Origin of the sequence: Caballeronia zhejiangensis (assembly GCF_022879815.1) — a bacterium.
GTDB classification, from domain to species: domain Bacteria; phylum Pseudomonadota; class Gammaproteobacteria; order Burkholderiales; family Burkholderiaceae; genus Caballeronia; species Caballeronia zhejiangensis.
On the sequence record NZ_CP084286.1, the window covers coordinates 317038 to 336669 of the forward strand.

The following is a 19632-nucleotide window of genomic DNA, read 5'->3' on the forward strand; positions in this document are numbered from 1 at the left end:
CAGTGTGTTACTGCCCGCCTTCCTGAATCGTCAGAACATTCTTCACCGACTTCACGCCGTCCACGCCTTTCGCGATCGACGCCGCCTGGTCGATCTGCTCGCCATCGGCTGCGTGACCGGCGAGCGTGATCGCGCCGTTCTTGGCGATCACATTCATGCCGTTCGTGTCGATGCCGCCTTTTTGCAATGCCTGAGACACCTTCTTGCTGAGCGCGCGGTTGGCTTTGCGCGCCGTCGATTTGGAGCTTCCCGTGCTCGCCGAAGGCGTCGCGGACTGGGTCGATCCCGCATCGCTGGTCTGCGACCATACGTTGACGGAAAAGGCTATCGCTGATGCAACGGCGGCAAATCTGAGCGCATTGATCATCTTCATTGCGTGGCTCCGGTAGCTTGCGTGAAATGGAGGATGCAAAGGCAAGATGGATTCTAATCGGCGCTTCGCGATATCGCAGGGAATCGGGCCGTTCATTTCGCTAGCGCGCGCAATTGCGTCGGCGTAAGGCAGAAATCGGCGTTTCCCGCGAGCTTTGCGATCGTGAAGTCGATGAACGTTCGCACGCGAAGCGGCCGCTCCGTTCGATGCCGATAGTAGATGTAGATCGATTCGCGCTGCGTCATTTGACGCGTGAGCAAGGGTACGAGACGTCCTTCGCGGATATGCGCGACGGCGAAAAAACTACCGAGCGCTTTCGGCGCGCTGATGCGCAAGGGCCCGGCGATCTCTTCCTTCGCGTTCTTCGCATCCGCGATGGCAGACGTGAGCATCGCAAGCGCCGGTTCGACGCTCTGCAACAGGCGCTGTGGCTTGCGGCGATATCCCCTGATCAATGACCGCACGCCGCTCATCACGCTCGCCGTTGCGCAAACGCCGCCGCTGCGCCTCGCGCTCGGCACCGACACGCTGAAGGCCATCGCGGAGAAGAACGCGCATGTCGAAGCCGAAACGGACGCGTGGCGTGAGTCATCGAGTTCGACGGATTTCGCTGTTTGATCGCGTCAATTACCCTCGCACCTTGCCCGTCAGCGCGAGGCGCGTGGCGAGCGTCGAGAGCGCGTCGTAGGCATCGCGCGATACCGTGTCCCACGCGCCGATCGCCTGCGATTGCACTTCCACGACCGCGCGATCGCCGCGCGCCGCCGGACCGGTCAACGCATCCTTCGGCCCGAGCGAAACGACGTTGGTGGCGGCATTGCGCGTGAGCGTGTGCATCATGTCTTCGATGAGCGCTTGCGGAATGCCGGCCGCCTGCCACATCTCGACGGACATCGCCGCGAGTATCGGCAGAAAGTTCGATGCGACGACCGCCGCCGCGTGATAAAGCGCCTTGCTGCCCGGCTCGATATCGAAGCAGCGCGCGCCGATGGCCGCGAGAATCTCGCTCCATGCATCGCGGGCGGCGCGATCGCCTTCGAGTCCGCATGGCGTGCCTTCGAACTGGAACACGGCCGTGCCGGGCTTCGCGAAGCTCAGCATCGGATGCGCGCTCGCGACGCTCCAGCCGAGCGCGCGCAAGGGCGCGAGCGTGTCGGCGTCGAGCGCGCCGCTGCAATGCACGGCAATCGTCGGCGCATCATGCTTGCGATGCGCCGCAAGCGCTTGCGCCACGTCCGCGATGCGTGCATCGGGCACCGAGAGCAGCCAGATATCCGCGGGATGCATCGCGGCGATGTCGTCGAGCGCGCGGCCCGCGCCGATGAAATCGACCGCTTCATGCGCATGCGCGAGATCGCTGTCGCATACATCGCCGATATCGAGCACGCGGTTCGCGACGATCAGATTGCCGAGCGTCGCGCCGACCCGCCCCGCGCCGATGATGTTGAGAGTCGCCATGATGATGTGAACCCGCGCGAGACTCAGCCGTGCCTGATCGCGATGGTCTTCAGGCTCGTGAAGCCGTACAGCGCTTCGAAGCCCTTCTCGCGTCCATGCCCGCTCGCCTTCACGCCGCCGAACGGCAACTCGACGCCGCCGCCCGCGCCATAGTTGTTGATGAACACCTGGCCCGCCTGCAGCTTGCGCGCGAGTCGCAGGCCGCGCGAACCGTCGCGCGTCCACACGCCCGCGACGAGACCGTAGTTCGTGCCATTGGCGAGCTTCACGGCTTCGGCTTCGTCGTCGAAGGGCATTACCGCGAGCACCGGGCCGAAGACTTCCTCCTGCGCGAGCCGGCTTTGCGGCGGCACGTCGCGAAACAGCACCGCTTCCTGGAAGAAGCCATTGCGCGACGCTTCCACGACGATCTTGCCGCGCGCCGCGACGCGAATGCCTTCACCTTCCGCCTGCTCGACGATGCTGCGCACACGCGCATGTTGCTTCGCGTTGACGAGCGGACCCATGTCGAGGTCCATCGCGGGCGGCCCGGAACGCAGCGCTTCGAAACGCTGCGCGAGACGTTCGATCACGGTTTCGTAGATGCCGCGCTGAACCAGCAGACGGCTGCCCGCCGAACACGTTTGTCCGGCGTTCTGCACGATCGCGTTCTGGATCACGGGCAAGGCTTCGTCGAGATCGGCATCGTCGAAAACGAGTTGCGGTGACTTGCCGCCGAGTTCGAGCACGCTCGGGCAATGACGTTCCGCCGCCGTGCGTCCGACGAGCGCGCCCGTCGCGGTCGAGCCGGTGAACGAGACATGACCGATGCCTTCGTTCGCCGACAGCGCCGCGCCCGCCTCGCTGCCGAGTCCGGTGACGACGTTGATCGCGCCAGCCGGAAAGCCGACGTCGGCGGCGATTTCTGCGAGCCGCAGGATCGACAGACTCGCGTCCTCCGCGGGCTTCACGACGCACGCATTGCCCGCCGCGAGCGACGCGCCGACGCTGCGGCCGTAGATCTGCATCGGGTAATTCCACGGAATGATGTGGCCCGTCACGCCGATCGGCTCGCGTACCGTCAGCACGGTAAAGCCGGTCGTATAGGGCAGCGTTTCGCCGTGCAGCTTGTCGACGCAACCCGCGTAATACTGCAGATAGCGCGCGAGCACGGCCGCATCGGTGCGCGCGGTCTTGAGCGCCTTGCCGGTGTCGCGCGCTTCGAGTTGCGCGAGTTCGTCGGCGTGTTCGAGAACGGCGTTCGCATAGGCGAACAGCAGGTTCGAGCGCTCGACAGGCGAGAGCTTCGCCCACGGACCGTCGAGCGCATCGCCCATTGCGCTGCGCGCTGCGTGGACAGCCGTGGCGATATCGGCGGCGTTGCCGCGTGCAATCGCCGCGAACGGCTCGCCGGTGCTCGGATCGATGACATCGAGCGATTCGCCGTTGTCGCCCGCTTTCCACGCGTTGCCGATGAAGTGACGGTATTCCATGCTTACTCCGTGATCAGTGCATGTTCGGTGACGGCTTCGGCGATCGCCTTGCCGACTTCGATGGTGTTCGCCGTGCCGCCCATGTCGGGCGTGCGCGGGCCGTTTTCGAGCACGCTTTCGATGGCCGACAGGATGGTCTTCGCCGCCGCTTCGTAGCGCGCGTCGCCGCGTCCGAGATGCTGGAGCATCAGCGCGGCCGACCAGATCTGCCCGATCGGATTGGCGATGCCCTTGCCCGCGATATCGGGTGCCGATCCATGTACCGGCTCGAAGAGCGATGGAAAGCGCCGCTCGGGATTCAGGTTCGCCGAAGGCGCGATGCCGATGGTGCCCGTGCATGCGGGACCGAGATCGGAAAGAATGTCGCCGAAGAGATTCGACGCGACCACGACATCGAAACGGTCAGGATGCTGCACGAAATGGGCGCACAGAATGTCGATGTGAAACTTGTTCGTCGCGATGTCCGGATAGCGCTTCGCCGCTTCGGCAAGGCGCTCGTCCCAGTACGGCATCGTGATGGAGATGCCGTTCGATTTGGTCGCGGCGGTGAGCTGCTTCTTCGGACGGCTCTGCGCGAGCTTGAACGCGAAGTCGAGAATGCGATCGACGCCCGTGCGCGTGAAGACCGCCTGCTGCGTCGCGAACTCGCGCTCGGTGCCTTCGAACATGCGTCCGCCGACCGACGAATACTCGCCTTCGGTGTTCTCGCGCACGACCAGAAAGTCGATGTCGCCGGGCTTGCGATTGGCGAGCGGCGAAGGCACGCCGGGCATCAGCCGCACGGGACGCAGGTTCACGTATTGATCGAACTCGCGGCGAATCCTGATGATCGATTCCCACACCGCCGTATGGTCCGGCACGATGTCGGGCGTGCCGACCGCGCCGAAGAAGATCGCGTCGTGCTTGCCGATCTGCTTGTCCCAGTCGGCGGGCATCATCGTGCCGTGCTGCACGTAATGCTCGGTGCACCATGATGCGAACTCGTCGAAATCGAGCGCGATGTCGTAGCGCGCGGCGGCGGCCTTCAGCACGCGCAGCCCTTCGACCATGACTTCCTTGCCGATGCCATCGCCCGGAATGACGGCGATGTGATGTGTCGTTGCCATTGCGCTCTGTCTCCTCGTTTTCGACGTTTGATCTGAGGGGAAATCTAGCGGAGGCGTTGTTGCTGCGGAAGTGCGAATCCGGAAACGGGAGTCTTCGAATATCCGCAAGGGCTCAGCTTGCGGCGCGTTCCCCGCCGGGCGCGACGAGCGATGCGGGCGCGAGTCCGCTCAGATAATCGAAGAGCCTGCGCGCGGGCAAAGGCGCCGCGCCCACGCGTATGCCGACCGACATCACGCGCTCGGCCCACGGATTCGTCAGGCGAATGAAGCGCAGACGCATGGGTTCGCGAAAGAGCCGCACCGCGCCTTCGGGCAACACGCCGATGCCCTGCCCCGCCGCGATCAGCCTGCACATGCCTTCGAAGCTTTGCACCTGTACGCGAAAGCGGATCGCGCGGCCCGCGAGCGCGGCTTCCTTGACGAGCATGCGCGTGACTTCGGCCTTATCGTCCAGACCGACGATATCGTGCTCGAGCAGCGCGGCGAAATCGATCTGATCGCCTTGCAGAACGTGATCTTCGGGCACGACGACGCTGATGCGATCCGTGCAATACGGCGCGAGGCGAATGCCTTCCATGCCGCTCTGCGACGTCACCACGCCGACATCCGCGCGCCCTTCGCGCAGCGCCTGAAGAATGTCCATGCTGCGCAATTCGCTGATATGCAGCTTGATGTCCTGATAGCGCTGGGAGAACGCACGCAGATGATCGGGCAAGTCCTGGCTGATCGCGGAGATATTGGCGAACACGCGCACGCGGCCGACGGAGCCTTTCGTGTAATCGGATAGCTCGCTATAGATCGCGTCGGTCCTGAGCAGCAGTTCCGTGGCGTGACGCGCGAGCGCTTCGCCGGCCGGCGTGGGCTCGACACCCGCCGACGTGCGATTCAGAAGCCCCACGCGAAAGTGATGTTCGAGCAGCGCGATGCGCCGGCTCGCCGTCGATAGCGACATATGCGATTGCTGCGCCGCCTTGGACAGGCTGCCCATTTCGACGGCGCGCAGAAAGAGAGCCAGCGACGTGAGATCGAACAAAACCGGATGCTCCGTGGAAATTTATTCCGGGGAGTATGGCATTGGGTTGGGATTGCTGTGGCGTGGAGGGATACAGGAAAACCCTGAGCGATGCGGCTGTTAGAAAGGCGCACCCTCGAATTCCATGAGCGGAAAAAGCGTGTCCTTGCCGTCGATATCCAGCACGAGCCGCGTCGCGTGATGGAAGCTTGCATAGCGGCCAACGAAGCGGCTCAGCACATCGCCGAAGAGCGTCGCATCGCCGGGTCCGTCAAACGCACTCGCATCGAGCCGGACGTGAACGCGAATCTCGAAGCGCATATGCCCCTTTCCCACGCTTTCATGCTCGGACAGCCGCACGTCTCGAATCGCATCGATGCGTCGCGCGATGCTTTCGTCGTGTGACCAGTCGTAGAGCTCCAGCGCCTCACGGAGCACCACCACGCCGCCCATCCCGATCATGTTCAACTCATTCGCGCCGCCTGCCGTGTAGTGCCCGAGCACGCGCCAGTCGTACTCCGGGTGATAGCGCGGAGGATAGAGCGGCAAAGTCGGCGCTGTCAGATTGCGCACGGAAGCGATGCCGGTAAAACCCGACACGGTCTCGTTGATCGTCGCCTCGGACAGCGCCATGCGCGGCAGGCGTCCGTTGTTCGCGAGCGCGCGAACCGTCAGGTAGCCGTCCGGCTTTGGACGATTCTCATCGTGTCGGGCATCCGCATGGAAGCGCTCCCAGAGCGAACCGGAAAGCGTCACCCAGAGTTCGCGGCCGGTTACGCCAAAGCGCATCGAGGTATGGAAATACCGCTCAGGCTTCTCGTAGCGCAGCGTCCAGCCGCGATGGCGGAAGCTCGTGAATGCGCCGTAGGCGTGGCGCGCGCTGTCTTCCGGATCGGCCGCCGTCACCGCGAGCACGTGATACGGCTCGACGTGCCCCGCCACATCCTGCTGCAGACGTACGCGATGCTCGCGGTCATGCCGGTCTGTCGGCCGCAGCGGCAACGCGTCCACTTCGAACAGATTGATCACGGGCGTGCAGAAGAGACGAAAGCTGTCGCGACTGACCGGATAGTCGCCAGGCACGCGAGCGTTCAGTTCGATCTCGAAGGTCATTTGCGATTCACCCATCGGCAGCATCGACGCATCGAAGCCGCATAGATCGACGAAGTTGAATTTCTGCGGGAACACGAAGTATTCCAACAGCGTCTGTTCGCGATCCAGCCCGCGGTCACGCTCGGGCTCCGTGACCGGCCACAGCCGCGCGGACGGACCAAAGCCTGCCGCTTCGAAGCGCACGTCTTCGAGCGGTTGCAACTCGCCATCGCGCACTGTAGGCAGGCGCAGGCTGATCGATTCGACTTGGCGCGTCAGCGCCGCGTACAGCGCGGAGGCGGCAGGCCGGTCGCCGTGCAAGTAAAGACGGATGCGCGACAAATCAACCGCCTCGCGTTGCTCGCCAAGCCACAACCGGAACGTAAGGCGAATCACGGTGCGTCCGCCATCGCGGACCGCGATCTCTGCATCTTCGACCGAAAGTGGCAACAACTTCACCGTCTGCGTCGTCCGATAGAGACACTTGACCTGATCCGGACCGACAGGCGTCGACCGCACGGCGGCCCCCGCGGGAATCTGCGTTGCCGAAGCAACTCCGCGACCAATCGGCGTGCATTCGATGATCGACAGCGATGGAATCGCGCGCGCCGCATGTTCGTACAGGTTGTCGATCAGCGTTTCCGTGAATTCCGGAGCGCCGTCATCGAGCTTCATACGTAGACGCGCCGTGAGCAGCGCAAAGCCTTCGAAGGTCGCGCGCGCGCTGTCGCCCACGTCGCCATAACGCATGTCCAGGCGACGCGCGGCGTCGGGATGTGCTTGAGCGAACTCCGCCGATGCCGCGCGCAAGTAGCGCATCTCCGCATCGAAGTACTTCAGGAACGGATTCTCGTGTTCCAGCGCCGAACGCTTCCACGGCGCGGTCACGGCTGTATCTCCGCTGGCAAGGGCGGCAACGACGGCGCGCCCGCGTACACAGCGCTCTTGCCGGCGATGAAGACACGCTGCGGCATCTTGAAGCCGCGCAGCTTGAGCAGATCGAGCGGTCCCGCGCCGACCTGCGTCTTCATCACGTAATGCAGCGGATAGTCATTGTCGTGATTGAGTGTCAGCGCGTAGTTCGTGCTGTCGAGCGGCTTGATGTTCGCCGTGCCCAGCAATCGAAGGAATGCCCAGTCACCGACGGCACTGAACGCGACGCGCGTCCCGGCAGTCAGCGATTCCCACGTCAGCATCGCCTGCCCGTCGCGACCATTTCCCGGCCAGACGATCGGCGTGAACGATTCACGTTGATTGAAATACTCGATCTTCGTCTGATCGACCGTGAGGATGCTGCGCACGACTTCTGGCGTCGGGGTCGCCATGATCTGGATGCGGTAGCTCGCATCGCCTTGTGCATACAGTTGCGCGCCGAGCGTCGACAATTGACGCAGCGCCGATAAAAACTCCGGATCGAATTGCAGCGCTTGCGGCGCGAGTTCGTTCGGGGTCCACGCGTTGCCCTGCGGCTGCAGCATGCCCGCGAGTTGCGTCGTGACGAAGCGCGCGATCAGACCCGTCTCCGGCTTGATGTAGCGGCCGAGCTCGACGAATGAGGCGTCGGATGCGGTGTCGGCGAATGGATAGTGACCGTCGAAGGCGCTCGCGAACGGCGCCGCGACTGACGCTCGCCATGCGTCGTTCAGGCTCGCTGCTGCGGGCTGAAGGATCGTTTGCCATGCCACATCGAGCGGTTTGGCGAAGAGCGCATCGCCGAAGCCCGACCACTGCGAGCCGAGGCTCGCGGCGGTCAATGCTGCATCGTCGCGCGCTTGAGTGAGTTCCGAGAGTTTGCCCTGAAACACGGCTTGCGCCATCTGACGGGACATCGCCTGTGCGTCCGCGCTGGCCGCGATCTGCTGCAACTTCAGGCGCATCGTTGTCGCTACGGTCAGAAAGTGCGCGAGACTCACGCCGCTGAAGTCCGCCGCGTTCTTCGATTTCGTGCTGGACTTGCCGTGGCCAGTCACCACATCGTCGCCCATGAGCGCGAGCAGCGGACCGAAGGGTTTATCAAGCGGATTGATTTCCGGCGCGGCTGCAACGCCGGTCTTGTTAGCGATCAGATCCTGCGCCTTGCGCACGAGCGTATCGGTCAGCGCCTGCGACGCACGGCCCGCCTGCGCCTGATATTCGACTGCCTTCATCAGCGCGATCAGCGGTGACGTTTGCGCATCCGTCAGACGCGTCAACTGGCTGATTGCATCGCTCAGATTCGATGCGCTGCGCCACTGGATGCTATTGAGCATCGCCTGCCATGCGGCGGTGTAATCCGCGAAATAGCGCGCATGCAAGCGCCGCTTCGCTTCTTCGATGTCCTGTTGCGCTTCGAGCGCCGCACCCGGTATGCGGGCGGCGCGTTCATCGGCGAGCACCCAGTCGGCGGCGACGCGCCCTTCCTTCGCCGCCTTGTCGATTGCATCGCCGATCATGCCGTCCCATGCAGCGCGCGTGTAGATGCCGGAGACGGTCTGGCTGGTCGTGAAGAGACCACGCGCATCCGCGCCGTCGATGAGCGATGCCAGCGTGATGTCCGCGTACTTTCCCTTGGCCTGTTCGAGCACGGATTGGTAGAGCGTGTCGTCGGAATTCTGCAGGCCGATCTGGTTGACGAGCATATTGCGCGCGGCGATGGTCAGATCGTTCGATGCGTTCAAGCGCCACTCCGGATGGGCGCGCAAATGCGACGCGTAGAACGACGACAAGCGCTGCGACGTATCGAGCCATTCGCCTGTGCTCATGTCCGTCACAACCGGCCACGCTGCGGGCAGTCGCTTGGTCAGATACGCGGCATCGGCGTGCTGCGGGTGCGCGAGCATCAAATAAGTCTTCAGCGCGTTGTAGTCCCGCTGCTGCTCTTCGTTGCTGGGCAGCGCGTCGGCGCGGGACTGCGCGAGTTGGGCTAGCGTTGCTTCAAGTCGATGCGCGGCCGGATCGCGTAGATTGCGCGCCGACACGATGGCGTAAGACGGCCACAGCGCGGCGAGGATGTCATCGTTGTGGTTCAGGCCCGCGCGCAGATACCACGGCGCGCCGTGCTGCTGACGATATTCAAGCGTGTCGATTCTCTGTTGCAGCGCGAGTTGCGCGCGCAACGCCGCCGCGGTGCCTGGCTTTGCTGCGAGCGCGGCGTCGCTTGCTGATTGCGCATCGTTCATGATGGAACGATTGCCGATGAATGACACGCTCATCGTCACGCACCAGCCGATCGCCGTCACCAACACCAAAGCTGCGAGCGCGTTGGGCCAGTAAAAGCCGACACGGCGACCGTCGTGCTTCTTCATGTGCGCGACGATTTCCGGCCAGATCGATTGCAGCGCGCGAGGCTGCTCACGTGATGCCCCGGCGTGCTGTCTAGCGCGCTCGGCGGCATCTTTGGCGACATCGTCATGATCGGCTGGCACGGGTGTCGGCACAACTGGCCCGGCGAATACCGGCGCGAACATCATGCCCGCGAGCGGCGCGCGCCGCCATTTCGATATCGAATGTGCCCGCCATGTCGTCAGCACGCGTTCGCGATGCGCGGTGAGGTATTGAGAGACCTGCGCGAGCCAGACAATCGGCTTCGGGCGAGCGCATAGCATGATGCTCGCGTGGGCCGTCATCTCTTCGAGTACGTTCAGTTGCCGATTCAGTTCGTCGGTCGCGACCCGTGCATCGGCGCGTTGTGAAGCAATAGTGAATGCACCGACAGGACGAAAATCGTTCTGATGCATGCCGCTCGCTTCGACGGCATGCAGAAAGACGACCGGCGCGGCCCAACCGAGATCGCGCGCGAGGTTCGACAGCGTGCGGGGCAGTTCATCGTCGGAGGGCGATTGCTCGCTTGTTCGCAACACAGGGATAACGGCATCGATCGGATGCGCGCGACACATACGGCGAAGCTGATGACGCCACGTTTGCGCATCGATGCCGTTCGGCGCGGCGTGCACCAGCACGATCTCACCCGTGCGCAACACGGCGGTCTGTTTGAGATCCGGAGCTACCGCGTCGATGAGGGCATCGTCGCCAGTGAGCATGAGCCACGTATCGCGCGACGCCAGCGCCAACCAAACGATGTGCGCAGTTCATCGCGCAAATATTGCAGGCGCGCGTCTCGTTGGATCGTCGCGGACTGCTTTTCGCTGCTCAATCCGTCGAGGCGCGCCATCACTTTCTCATAGAGACCGAACAGGATGGCAGCGAAGTGCGCGCCCAGCACGATGATGAGTACGCCCAGGATTTTGAGCAGCGCGGACACACGCATCTCGAGGGTGGTCAAGTGCGTGAAGTCGGGGCGACCCCACCACGCCACCGCGGCCGACGCCACGGCGACGAGCATAGCGGCCAATGTAAAGCCCCAGATCTTGAGAAAGCCGGAGTCCGTGCGTTTGGATATTTGCGAGTCAAGCGCGTTCAAATTGCTGCTCGGGGTTGTCATGCGATACGGTAGGTTGAACGTAGAGGATGGCAGCCTGCGCCCGGTCGAGGATCAAATGGGGGCCGGCTTCGCCGGATTCGATGGCCGCTGCGATGCAAAGCCACGGCGTCGCGGCGCCAGTGTCACCGACGATGCGATCGGGTCGCCGGTGTGTTTCGTGCGTGGCGATGCCCGCAAACCCGGCGCGCTTGAGTTCATCGAGCAGCGTGCGGTCGTGCTCGGCGTTCAGGCGCGTGAGCCAGGCGTGAGTGATGTTGCTCGCATCGGTCTTGCCCCAGAGCGCCGCATTGAGCGCGAGGTCGCGAAGCGTGGCGACGTCGGCTTGATCTTCGATCGGACGATGCAACGTCGCGAGTGCCTGCACGGATTCCGGCAGTTGATAGAAGCCCGCGTTCAGAAGCACCGCCACGGCGGCCTCGCTGCTTCGCTCGGGCGGGTCGGTGTCGTGCCAGGCGTAGGCGAGGATCAGCAGCGCGCGGCGTTCGCGGGTGTCGAGCCATCCGTCAGCTTCACGATCGCACTATCGCTCACGTCGATGTAGCCCTCCTGTCCGGCCGCGAATGTCATCCTTATCCAGGTGCTGCATTCCGCAGGCGTCCTCAGCGTGGGAGACGGCGAAAGAATTCGACCGAAGCGCAGCAACTCATAGCCATCGCTTGCGCATGCCGGATACAGGGCCGTGGCCCGCTTATACATGTCGTACTCGTAGTCTCTTTCCTTCACCGGCGAGGATGTAAGCAAAGTACGCCTTCCGTCACTCGCTATCTTCCAAACATTCGTGTACTTGTCGCCCTTGTGGAAGTAGATCTCCACAAAAAGCGGCTCGACGTTCGATCCTGCATCTAACGCCGTGAAGACAATGCCTCTGAGCTTGCCATGTGAGTCTGCACCCGTCGGCAACCTGAGAAACGATCGGCCCGCGGGAATTACGAAGTAGTTATGGCCCCAGCAGTCGCTGCCCGTGGCCGTGCTCGCAGTCAGACTTCCGAGTTGAGTGCGTCCGAAACACGCGTCGTGATCCGATTTGGTCATGAAGATTTCGAAGTGCAAATGCTGCTGACCGTGGCATCCGCCGATCCAGCCAAGCACATCCTTTCTGCGCACTTTTAGGTTGCCGCCGGATTGAGCAGGCGCCGGCTCCTGATCGCCGCCCGGAGAAGGCAGGCGCAGGAACTCGGGAAGCTGCCTTCCGTCCGCGTTCATCGAGCCGTAGCTGTCAAGATCCAGCAGGTGCATATACAGCGAGTAGAACGTCAACGTCCGGCCTTCGCCCGTCTCGGTCGTGTGCTTGAGCAGCACGAAGCCCGCGTGGCTATCACGTCGGCCGTCTCCGCCATCGTAGGGCTTCTGGCATACGCGATACGCCACAACGTCACCGTCGGCGATGGCGCGAACCTTCTCGTTCTGCATCGTCGGCATCAGATGCACGCCACAATGCCAGCGCCGGTCGAACGCGATCGGGTAAGTGCCGTGCGCAAGTTCAAAGGTGTCGACCAGATCCATCATCGGATCGAGCCTCGGCAGGTTCGCTGCGTTGTCGGCAGCGGTCAGGCCCGCCGCCGGAAGGAAGGGTGGGCTGATAATCATGAATCAACGCGTCAGTGGATAAGAATTGGTCGGCTTAAAATCGCTCGCAGGCAGCCCGGGTAATGGCTTATCGGCGTTCTCCGGCCCCTCGAACGTAAACGACCCCGCCTTGATCCTGAAGTCCCCCGGACAAATCACCTCGACACTTCCGTTCTCGATCTTGATCGCCGCGCCGCCGCTCGCCAGCACCGCCTTCGTCTTGCCATTGACCAGCACGTTCGCGTTCGCGCTCGACAGGTGCAGTTGCTGATCGGCGAACACATCCATGGGCGCATCCTGCGCTTGCACCTCGATCTTCCCCTTCGAAAAGACCTTGATGCCCAGTCGAAGCGCGCATAGCGAAATCAGTTCGCCCGCCACCATGCGCAGTCGCCGCGTAATACTCACGTCCATGTCCTGGCCCGCGCTTACGATCACGTTCTCACCCGCTGAATGCTGCGTCGACTTCGGCGTCACGAACGCCATACCGCCCGGGGCGCTAGCCAGCAGCCCCGCATCGCGAAGCTGATCGAGCGCTTGCAGCAAGGCCGATTGCGTGGCTCGATCAGCCGGATCGGCTTTCGCCTGCGTGGTCGCCGTCGCCAGATCCGTCACACGTTGCAGTGCGGCCTTCAACTGCTGTATTGCCGCGGGCATTTCAAGGTGCGGCGTGTCGACTCCGGCGGCCGCGTCCGCCGAGAGAAACAGTCCTTTCGCCGCGCGCATCGTGCCCCACGCCTGCGTCGTGATTTCGAAGCCCTCTCCGCGAGGAAGCTTCTTACTGTTGAGCAGATAGCCCTGGTTCACCGCCGACTGGCAGTACACCGTGGCGATGCGCGCACTTTCCTTACCTTGCAGATCGTTGAACACGACTTCCGCGCCGAGCAGCGGCGAGCGCCAGATGGCGTAACTGAACAAGGAATCCGTGCCCCGCACCAAGTCAGGATGCGAATAGTCATGCAACGCGCCGGAAATGTGTAGGCGATCGATGTCAGCATGCGCGCCCGAGAGCAGAACTTCCGTGGACGGAAGCAAGGGCGAATGAAAGCCGCCTTGATACGACGAGAACGGACGCAGCAGACGCAGCTTCAGCAGTTGCTTGTCAGTATTGCCCGTTCCTTGCAGGAACTTGGGCAGAACGGGATACCGGCCGTGTTCATCCATACAGCCGTAAGGCGACGAGTCGAACGTCGTGACCACGCCGACGACCGGACCCTTCAGAAACCGCCAATCGCGCTCGTACACGAATTCGGGGCGGTAGGCGAGATGCGCGGGCATTGCCTTGAAGCGCACGAGCGCCGGTTTCGTGCGGCTGCCCGTCATCGTCATCGTTTCGATCACGAAGCCGTATGGCGCGCTGGCAAGCTTCGTGTTGATCAGCCTCACCACGATGCCCGGCGCCACGCCCTTCGCATTGGTCTTGCCGGAGATCTTCGCTTGCTTCGCGATCTGCTCGTCGCGCCGCGTTTGCGCGAGCGCTTCGCCCTGCTGCCGCGTCAGATGAAACTCCGCGCTGCGGTTGATCTGACCGAACACCGAGCGATCGTCAGCCGTGCCTGAAACCTTCGCTGTGGCCCGCAGAGGATCTTCGGGCGTGCGGTAATTGCGCTCCCATACTTCTATCGATGCCGGCACCAGCGCGCGTGCCTCACTAATCGACAGCACCGCTTCGTGCCAGTTGTTGTTGAGCCCGGAATCCGGCATCAGCGGTATGTCGATTGAGCGCACGTAACCGCGCGGATTGTCCGTGAACACCAATGTGTCCAGTTGCCCGTCCTGGCCGCGCGCCTGTTTATAGAACCACGCAATGCCTTTTCGTTTCGCGTGACGAGTGATCATGTCCCAAACGGACTCCTCGTACATCACGATCTGTTCCATCTTCTCCTGCGCGCCTTCCAGATGGAACTCGACATCGAAGGCGTCGAAGTTCGTCCGGTCGATCAGCAGTTGCGTGACCAGCTCCTGAAACGTCACGTTGCTGAAGACATCCGATTTCTGCACTTGCTTGCAAAGGGCGGCGAACCTTGGCTCGATGCGGATTTTATAAGTGGCCTCGTCCCGGTTTGTCCCGATGCGTTTGCATCGGGTGACGACGCCATTGAACGTCGCGGCCTCGTGATTGACAGGCGCGACGTAGTCGACCGAGGGCACGGCCACCCGCTCGTCGATCTGCAGCCCTGCACGTCGCCCGACCACGGTCTTGCCGTCGATGTCGAGCTGCGGCGAGGTCACCGTCACATCGACCTTATAGTCCTCGCACAGGCCCGCTTTTACTTTGAATTTCAGAACATCCAGATCGAGATCCAGCGTGCCGATCCACACGTTCAAAATCTGCGCAAGGCGCGCACTCGGATGGCGCAGCGCGTCGGTCAGATTTTTCGTCACAGCATTCATACGCGATCCTTATTCTGTTCAACGAACTCAAGCATTAATCGTTTTTCTTTGGACCGATGAATTTAGGATTGCATCACAAATAGGTCAACCCGGCTGATCGGTATTTGTTTGACATTCACGACCTATTGATTAAAGAAATCAGAATTCGGACATCGCCCATACCATGAGATCGAAGCGCGTGATTGAAAGAATGAGAAATTGCCTTTGAGCAGCAGACTTGAAGAATCGAGAGAAAATTCAACTCTTCTTCACCGATCCGATCGGGGTGAGGAAGCCGGATCGCACATTCTTTCAACTCGCTGTCCAGAGCGAACACTCGCTGCGTCGCGGGCCATACAGGAAAACCCGGATCAAATCCCGCCCCGCCCTCCACCCCGTGTTCGAACTATTCGAAAGCCCGCTTCAACGATTTCGCATATCACTCGCGCTCAGCAGCCGCTACATTTCTTCTGTCCCGCCGCGTCCCGCGCGAGCAGGGACGCAAAAACAAATACGGAGACAGACGTGGAAATCGATGCGACCAACATGCCGCAAGGCGCGGCATCGCCCGCTGCGTCACACGATGCGGCCACTGCGGACCGGATCTTTCGCCGCCTCGCGCTGCAAATCCTGCCGATCCTGATGTTCGCGTACATCACGTCGTACATCGATCGCGTGAATGTGAGCTTCGCGAAGCTGCAGATGGCGCAGCAACTCGGTTTCTCCGATGCCGTGTTCGGCTTCGGCGCGGGCATCTTCTTTCTCGGCTATGTGGTCTTCGAAGTGCCGAGCAACATCATCCTGCAACGCGTCGGCGCGCGCCGATGGATCACGCGCATCATTCTGTCGTGGGGCATCGTGTCGGGCCTCACGGCCTTCGTCTCCACGCCCATGCAGTTCTATGTGATGCGCTGCCTGCTCGGCGTCGCGGAAGCGGGCTTCATTCCGGCGATCGTCTTCTATATCGGCCAGTCGTTTCCGCGCAACCGCCGCGCGCGCATCCTCAGCATGTTCTATGCGGCGCTCGCGCTGGCGGGTCTCATCGGTTCGCCGCTGACCGGGTTCATCATGCAGTACTTCGATGGTCTCATGCAGTTGCCAGGCTGGAAGTGGATCTTCATCGTCGAGGCATTGCCCGCGTTTCTCGCGGCGGTCTATACATGGAAGGGACTCGACGACGACGTCACCCAAAGCCCGCGTTTCAGCGAAACGGATCGCGCGTTGTTGTCGCGCGTGCTCGCCGAGGATCGCGCGGTAACGGCGCAATCGAATCACAAGGGCCTCTTCACCAGCGCGCTCGTGTGGGCGTTCTGCCTCATCTATTTTCTCGATGTCTTCGGCATCTACGGCTACACCTTCTGGGCCCCGACGATGATCAAGTCGATGGGCATCTCCGGCGACTTCGCGATCGGCGCGCTCGCCGCATTGCCGAACGCGGTCGCGGTCGTCGTGATGGTCATGTTCGGCCGCAGCGCGGACAAGCGCGGCGAGCGGCGCTTGCACGTCGCGGCGCTGCTGCTGATGGGCGCGGTGGGCTTGTCGCTGTCGGTGCTCTGGCATGACAACCTGTGGCTCGGCATGATCGCGCTGTGCATCGCGAATGCGGGATTGCTGTCGTTTCCGCCGCTCTTCTGGAGCATGCCGACGGCCGTGCTCGGACAGGCCGCGGCGGCGGTCGGCATCGCATGGATCAGCGCGTTCGGCAATCTCGGCGGCTTCTTCGGCCCATATGTAGTCGGCTTTCTGAAGCAGGCTTCCGGCAGCATGACGCTGCCGATCTTCTCGATGGTCGGCTGCCTCGCGCTCGGCATCGTTCTCACGATGCTGCTGCCCAAGCGCCTCGTGAACCGCTGAGCATTTTCAAACTTACACGACAACATGAAGAGAGACACAGCATGAAGCAACGCATCGGCATGATCGGTGTCGGCCTGATGGGGCACGGCATCGCGCGTAACGTGATGAAGCATGGTTATCCGCTGACGGTCGTCGAGCATCCCGGCAATCAGCCGCTCGACGAACTGCTCGCGGGCGGCGTGAAGACCGTCGCGAACGGCGAGGCGCTCGCGCGCGCATCGGACATCGTCATTCTGTGCGTGACGGGCTCGCCCGAAGTCGAAGCGGTACTGACCGCACCCGATGGCGTGCTCGCGGGATTGCAGCCGGGCGCGATCGTCATCGACTGCTCGACGGCGGTGCCCGCATCGACGCAGCGCATGGCGGCGCTCGTGAAGGAAGCGGGCGGCCTCTTCGTCGATGCGCCCATGACGCGCACCGCGAAAGAAGCGCATGAAGGGCGGCTGAATCTGCTGGTCGGCGCTTCGGCCGAGCTGTTCGCGCGCATCGAGCCGTTGCTGCGTACCTATGCGGAGAACGTGACGCTCGTCGGCGATGTGGGCGCGGGACACAGCATGAAGCTGCTGCACAACTTCGTGTCGCTCGGCACGATCGCGCTGATCTCGGAAGCGGCGGCCTGCGCGAAACGCGCGGGCGTCGATGCGCAGACTTTCGTCGATGTCCTCGCGAAAGGCGGCGGTGGTGGCGCGGCGCTCGAGCGGCTGCGTCCGTCGCTTATCGACGGCGATCCGTCGGGCATGCCGTTTCACATGTCCAATGCGTTGAAGGATCTCGGCTACTACGTGACGATGGCCGGCGACAACAACGCCGTCGATGCGATCGCCGGCGCCGTGCGCGCGACGTATGCGGATGCGGTCGAGCAAGGCGGCGCGCATCGTACTTTGCTGGAGTTGCCGAGGTTGCTGGGCGATTGAAGTTGCGATAAAAAAAGCCGCTCATCGAGCGGCTTTCCCTGGCGCTTTAAAGCCTCAATCGTCGAGCAAGGACAAGTCGCGCACCGCGCCCTTGTCCGCCGACATCACCTGCTTCGCATACGCCTTCAGCGCAGCCGACACCTTGCGCGGACGCTGCTTCGCGGGCTTCCAGCCCTTCGCGTTCTGCTCTTCGCGACGGCGCGCGAGTTCATCGTCGGAGAGCAGCACGTCGATCGTGCGATTCGGAATGTCGATGCGAATCTTGTCGCCGTCGCGCACAAGGCCGATCGCGCCGCCCGCCGCCGCTTCCGGCGAGCAATGACCGATCGACAGGCCCGATGTGCCGCCCGAGAAACGTCCGTCCGTCAGCAGCGCGCATGCCTTGCCGAGACCCTTCGACTTGATGTAGCTCGTCGGGTACAGCATTTCCTGCATGCCGGGCCCGCCCTTCGGACCTTCGTATCGAACGATGACGACATCGCCCGCCTTCACCTTGTCATTGAGGATGTTCTCGACGGCTTCGTCCTGCGACTCGGTGACGTGCGCCGTGCCTTCGAACACGAGAATGCTTTCATCGACGCCCGCCGTCTTCACGACGCAGCCATCCAGCGCGATGTTGCCCGTCAGCACCGCAAGGCCGCCTTCCTTCGAGAACGCGTGCTCGTACGAGCGAATGCAGCCTTCGGCGCGATCCGTATCGAGGCTCGGCCAGCGCGTGTTCTGGCTGAACGCGACTTGCGTCGGCACGCCTGCGGGACCTGCCATGTAGAACGTCTTGACGGCTTCGTCGTCGGTGAGCTTGACGTCCCATTGCGCGAGCGCGTCTTTCAGCGTCGGCGCGTGCACGGTCGGCACGTCGGTATGCAGCTTGCCCGCGCGATCCAGTTCGCCGAGGATCGCCATGATGCCGCCCGCGCGATGCACGTCTTCGATGTGATACTTGTTCGTGTTCGGCGCGACCTTGCACAGCTGCGGCACGGTGCGCGACAGACGATCGATGTCCTTCATCGTGAAGTCGATCTCGGCTTCGCGCGCGATCGCCAGCAAGTGAAGAATGGTGTTGGTCGAGCCGCCCATCGCGATATCGAGCGTCATCGCGTTCTCGAACGCCTTGAAGCCGACCGAGCGCGGCAGCACGCGCGCCTCTTCCTGCTCGTAATAACGGCGCGCCAGTTCGACGATGCCGCGTCCCGCGCGCTTGAACAACTGCTCGCGGTCGGCGTGCGTCGCGACGACGGTGCCGTTGCCGGGCAGCGAGAGACCGAGCGCTTCGGTGAGGCAGTTCATCGAGTTGGCCGTGAACATGCCTGAGCACGAGCCGCATGTCGGGCACGCGGAGCGCTCGACTTCGGCGACTTCCGCATCGGAATACGACTGGTCGGCGGCGATCACCATCGCATCGACGAGATCGAGCTTCTTCAGTTCGATGGCCTTCGTCTTCGGATTCGCGAGGCGCGTCTTGCCCGCTTCCATCGGGCCGCCCGAAACGAAAATGACGGGAATGTTCAGGCGCATCGCGGCCATCAACATGCCCGGCGTGATCTTGTCGCAGTTCGAGATGCAGACCATGGCGTCGGCGCAATGCGCGTTGACCATGTATTCGACCGAATCCGCGATGATGTCGCGGCTCGGCAGCGAGTACAGCATGCCGTCGTGACCCATCGCGATGCCGTCGTCGACCGCGATCGTGTTGAACTCCTTCGCCACGCCGCCCGCGGCTTCGATCTCACGCGCGACGAGCTGGCCCAGGTCTTTCAGATGAACGTGCCCCGGCACGAACTGGGTGAACGAGTTGACGACGGCGATGATCGGCTTCGAGAAATCTTCGTCTTTCATGCCGGTGGCGCGCCAGAGGGAGCGCGCGCCCGCCATGTTGCGTCCGGCGGTGGAGGTTTTGGAACGGTATGTGGGCATCGTGGTTGCGGTTGGAATGTCGCGAATGAAAGCGGGCCACGAGGGGTGAGGGCCCTTGCGCGCGGCATCCGCGACCTT

At 62.8% G+C, this 19632-nt stretch carries 14 protein-coding genes and 2 pseudogenes; 3 read left to right on the top strand and 13 right to left on the bottom strand.

Features of this window, described 5'->3' with window-relative positions; translation table 11 throughout:
• Window positions 1–7 precede the first annotated feature (7 nt).
• A complete protein-coding gene (locus LDZ23_RS27620; RefSeq protein ID WP_008347050.1) occupies window positions 8–373 on the bottom strand; it encodes a BON domain-containing protein in 366 nt (121 codons plus the stop codon).
• Between the two features lie 92 nt (window positions 374–465).
• A pseudogene (locus tag LDZ23_RS27625) lies at window positions 466–684 on the bottom strand (LysR family transcriptional regulator); the annotation flags it as partial.
• A gap of 151 nt (window positions 685–835) precedes the next feature.
• Here LDZ23_RS27625 and LDZ23_RS27630 point away from each other — a divergent pair.
• Window positions 836–991 (top strand): annotated as a pseudogene (locus LDZ23_RS27630) (short-chain dehydrogenase/reductase); the annotation flags it as partial.
• Between the two features lie 9 nt (window positions 992–1000).
• On the opposite strand, the gene LDZ23_RS27635 reads toward LDZ23_RS27630, so the two are convergent.
• The 10 genes from LDZ23_RS27635 to LDZ23_RS27680 all read right to left on the bottom strand — a co-directional run bounded on the left by LDZ23_RS27635 (window position 1001) and on the right by LDZ23_RS27680 (window position 14893).
• Complete coding sequence (locus LDZ23_RS27635) at window positions 1001–1831, bottom strand: Rossmann-like and DUF2520 domain-containing protein (protein ID WP_008347056.1); 831 nt, start codon at window positions 1829–1831, stop codon at window positions 1001–1003.
• A 23-nt stretch (window positions 1832–1854) separates the two neighbouring features.
• A complete protein-coding gene (locus tag LDZ23_RS27640) occupies window positions 1855–3303 on the bottom strand; it encodes an aldehyde dehydrogenase family protein (protein ID WP_008347058.1) in 1449 nt (482 codons plus the stop codon).
• Between the two features lie 2 nt (window positions 3304–3305).
• On the bottom strand, window positions 3306–4409 hold the full coding sequence (locus tag LDZ23_RS27645) for a tartrate dehydrogenase (protein WP_008347060.1): 1104 nt from the start codon (window positions 4407–4409) through the stop codon (window positions 3306–3308).
• Between the two features lie 112 nt (window positions 4410–4521).
• Window positions 4522–5442 (bottom strand): LysR family transcriptional regulator, encoded by a 921-nt coding sequence (locus LDZ23_RS27650; protein WP_008347062.1) that lies wholly within the window; start codon window positions 5440–5442, stop codon window positions 4522–4524.
• A 99-nt stretch (window positions 5443–5541) separates the two neighbouring features.
• Window positions 5542–7401, bottom strand: coding sequence for a type VI secretion system baseplate subunit TssF (gene tssF, locus LDZ23_RS27655; protein WP_008347065.1), 1860 nt, complete (start codon window positions 7399–7401; stop codon window positions 5542–5544).
• Complete coding sequence (locus LDZ23_RS27660; protein WP_241484845.1) at window positions 7398–10532, bottom strand: ImcF-related family protein; 3135 nt, start codon at window positions 10530–10532, stop codon at window positions 7398–7400. The genes tssF and LDZ23_RS27660 overlap by 4 nt, the downstream gene beginning before the upstream one ends.
• Window positions 10496–10912, bottom strand: coding sequence for a hypothetical protein (locus tag LDZ23_RS27665; RefSeq protein WP_008347069.1), 417 nt, complete (start codon window positions 10910–10912; stop codon window positions 10496–10498). Before LDZ23_RS27665 ends, LDZ23_RS27660 begins: the two co-directional genes overlap by 37 nt.
• Complete coding sequence (locus tag LDZ23_RS27670) at window positions 10899–11342, bottom strand: hypothetical protein (RefSeq protein ID WP_244808306.1); 444 nt, start codon at window positions 11340–11342, stop codon at window positions 10899–10901. The genes LDZ23_RS27665 and LDZ23_RS27670 overlap by 14 nt, the downstream gene beginning before the upstream one ends.
• 56 nt (window positions 11343–11398) lie before the next feature.
• Window positions 11399–12520: a M23 family metallopeptidase gene (locus LDZ23_RS27675; protein WP_244808307.1), complete on the bottom strand. Its 1122-nt coding sequence runs from the start codon at window positions 12518–12520 to the stop codon at window positions 11399–11401.
• Between the two features lie 3 nt (window positions 12521–12523).
• Window positions 12524–14893, bottom strand: coding sequence for a type VI secretion system Vgr family protein (locus LDZ23_RS27680; protein WP_034470226.1), 2370 nt, complete (start codon window positions 14891–14893; stop codon window positions 12524–12526).
• A gap of 504 nt (window positions 14894–15397) precedes the next feature.
• On the opposite strand from LDZ23_RS27680, the gene LDZ23_RS27685 reads away from it, so the two are divergent.
• On the top strand, window positions 15398–16726 hold the full coding sequence (locus tag LDZ23_RS27685; RefSeq protein ID WP_008347078.1) for an MFS transporter: 1329 nt from the start codon (window positions 15398–15400) through the stop codon (window positions 16724–16726).
• A 41-nt stretch (window positions 16727–16767) separates the two neighbouring features.
• Window positions 16768–17640 carry an NAD(P)-dependent oxidoreductase gene (locus tag LDZ23_RS27690; RefSeq protein ID WP_008347080.1) on the top strand — a complete coding sequence of 291 codons (873 nt, stop codon included), beginning with the start codon at window positions 16768–16770 and terminating at the stop codon, window positions 17638–17640.
• Window positions 17641–17694: 54 nt separating this feature from the next.
• On the opposite strand, the gene ilvD is transcribed toward LDZ23_RS27690, so the two are convergent.
• Entirely contained in the window at window positions 17695–19554 is a 1860-nt protein-coding gene (gene ilvD, locus LDZ23_RS27695) for a dihydroxy-acid dehydratase (protein WP_008347082.1), read from the bottom strand.
• Window positions 19555–19632 lie beyond the last annotated feature (78 nt).

Excerpts from the sequence above, each read along its gene's own strand:
- LDZ23_RS27620 (WP_008347050.1), bottom strand. The coding sequence starts at position 373 with ATGAAGATGATCAATGCGCTCAGATTTGCCGCCGTTGCATCAGCGATA.
- LDZ23_RS27635 (WP_008347056.1), bottom strand. The coding sequence starts at position 1,831 with ATGGCGACTCTCAACATCATCGGCGCGGGGCGGGTCGGCGCGACGCTC.
- LDZ23_RS27640 (WP_008347058.1), bottom strand. The coding sequence starts at position 3,303 with ATGGAATACCGTCACTTCATCGGCAACGCGTGGAAAGCGGGCGACAAC.
- LDZ23_RS27645 (WP_008347060.1), bottom strand. The coding sequence starts at position 4,409 with ATGGCAACGACACATCACATCGCCGTCATTCCGGGCGATGGCATCGGC.
- LDZ23_RS27660 (WP_241484845.1), bottom strand. The coding sequence starts at position 10,532 with ATGCTCACTGGCGACGATGCCCTCATCGACGCGGTAGCTCCGGATCTC.
- LDZ23_RS27675 (WP_244808307.1), bottom strand. The coding sequence starts at position 12,520 with ATGATTATCAGCCCACCCTTCCTTCCGGCGGCGGGCCTGACCGCTGCC.
- LDZ23_RS27680 (WP_034470226.1), bottom strand. The coding sequence starts at position 14,893 with ATGAATGCTGTGACGAAAAATCTGACCGACGCGCTGCGCCATCCGAGT.
- LDZ23_RS27690 (WP_008347080.1), top strand. The coding sequence starts at position 16,768 with ATGAAGCAACGCATCGGCATGATCGGTGTCGGCCTGATGGGGCACGGC.
- ilvD (WP_008347082.1), bottom strand. The coding sequence starts at position 19,554 with ATGCCCACATACCGTTCCAAAACCTCCACCGCCGGACGCAACATGGCG.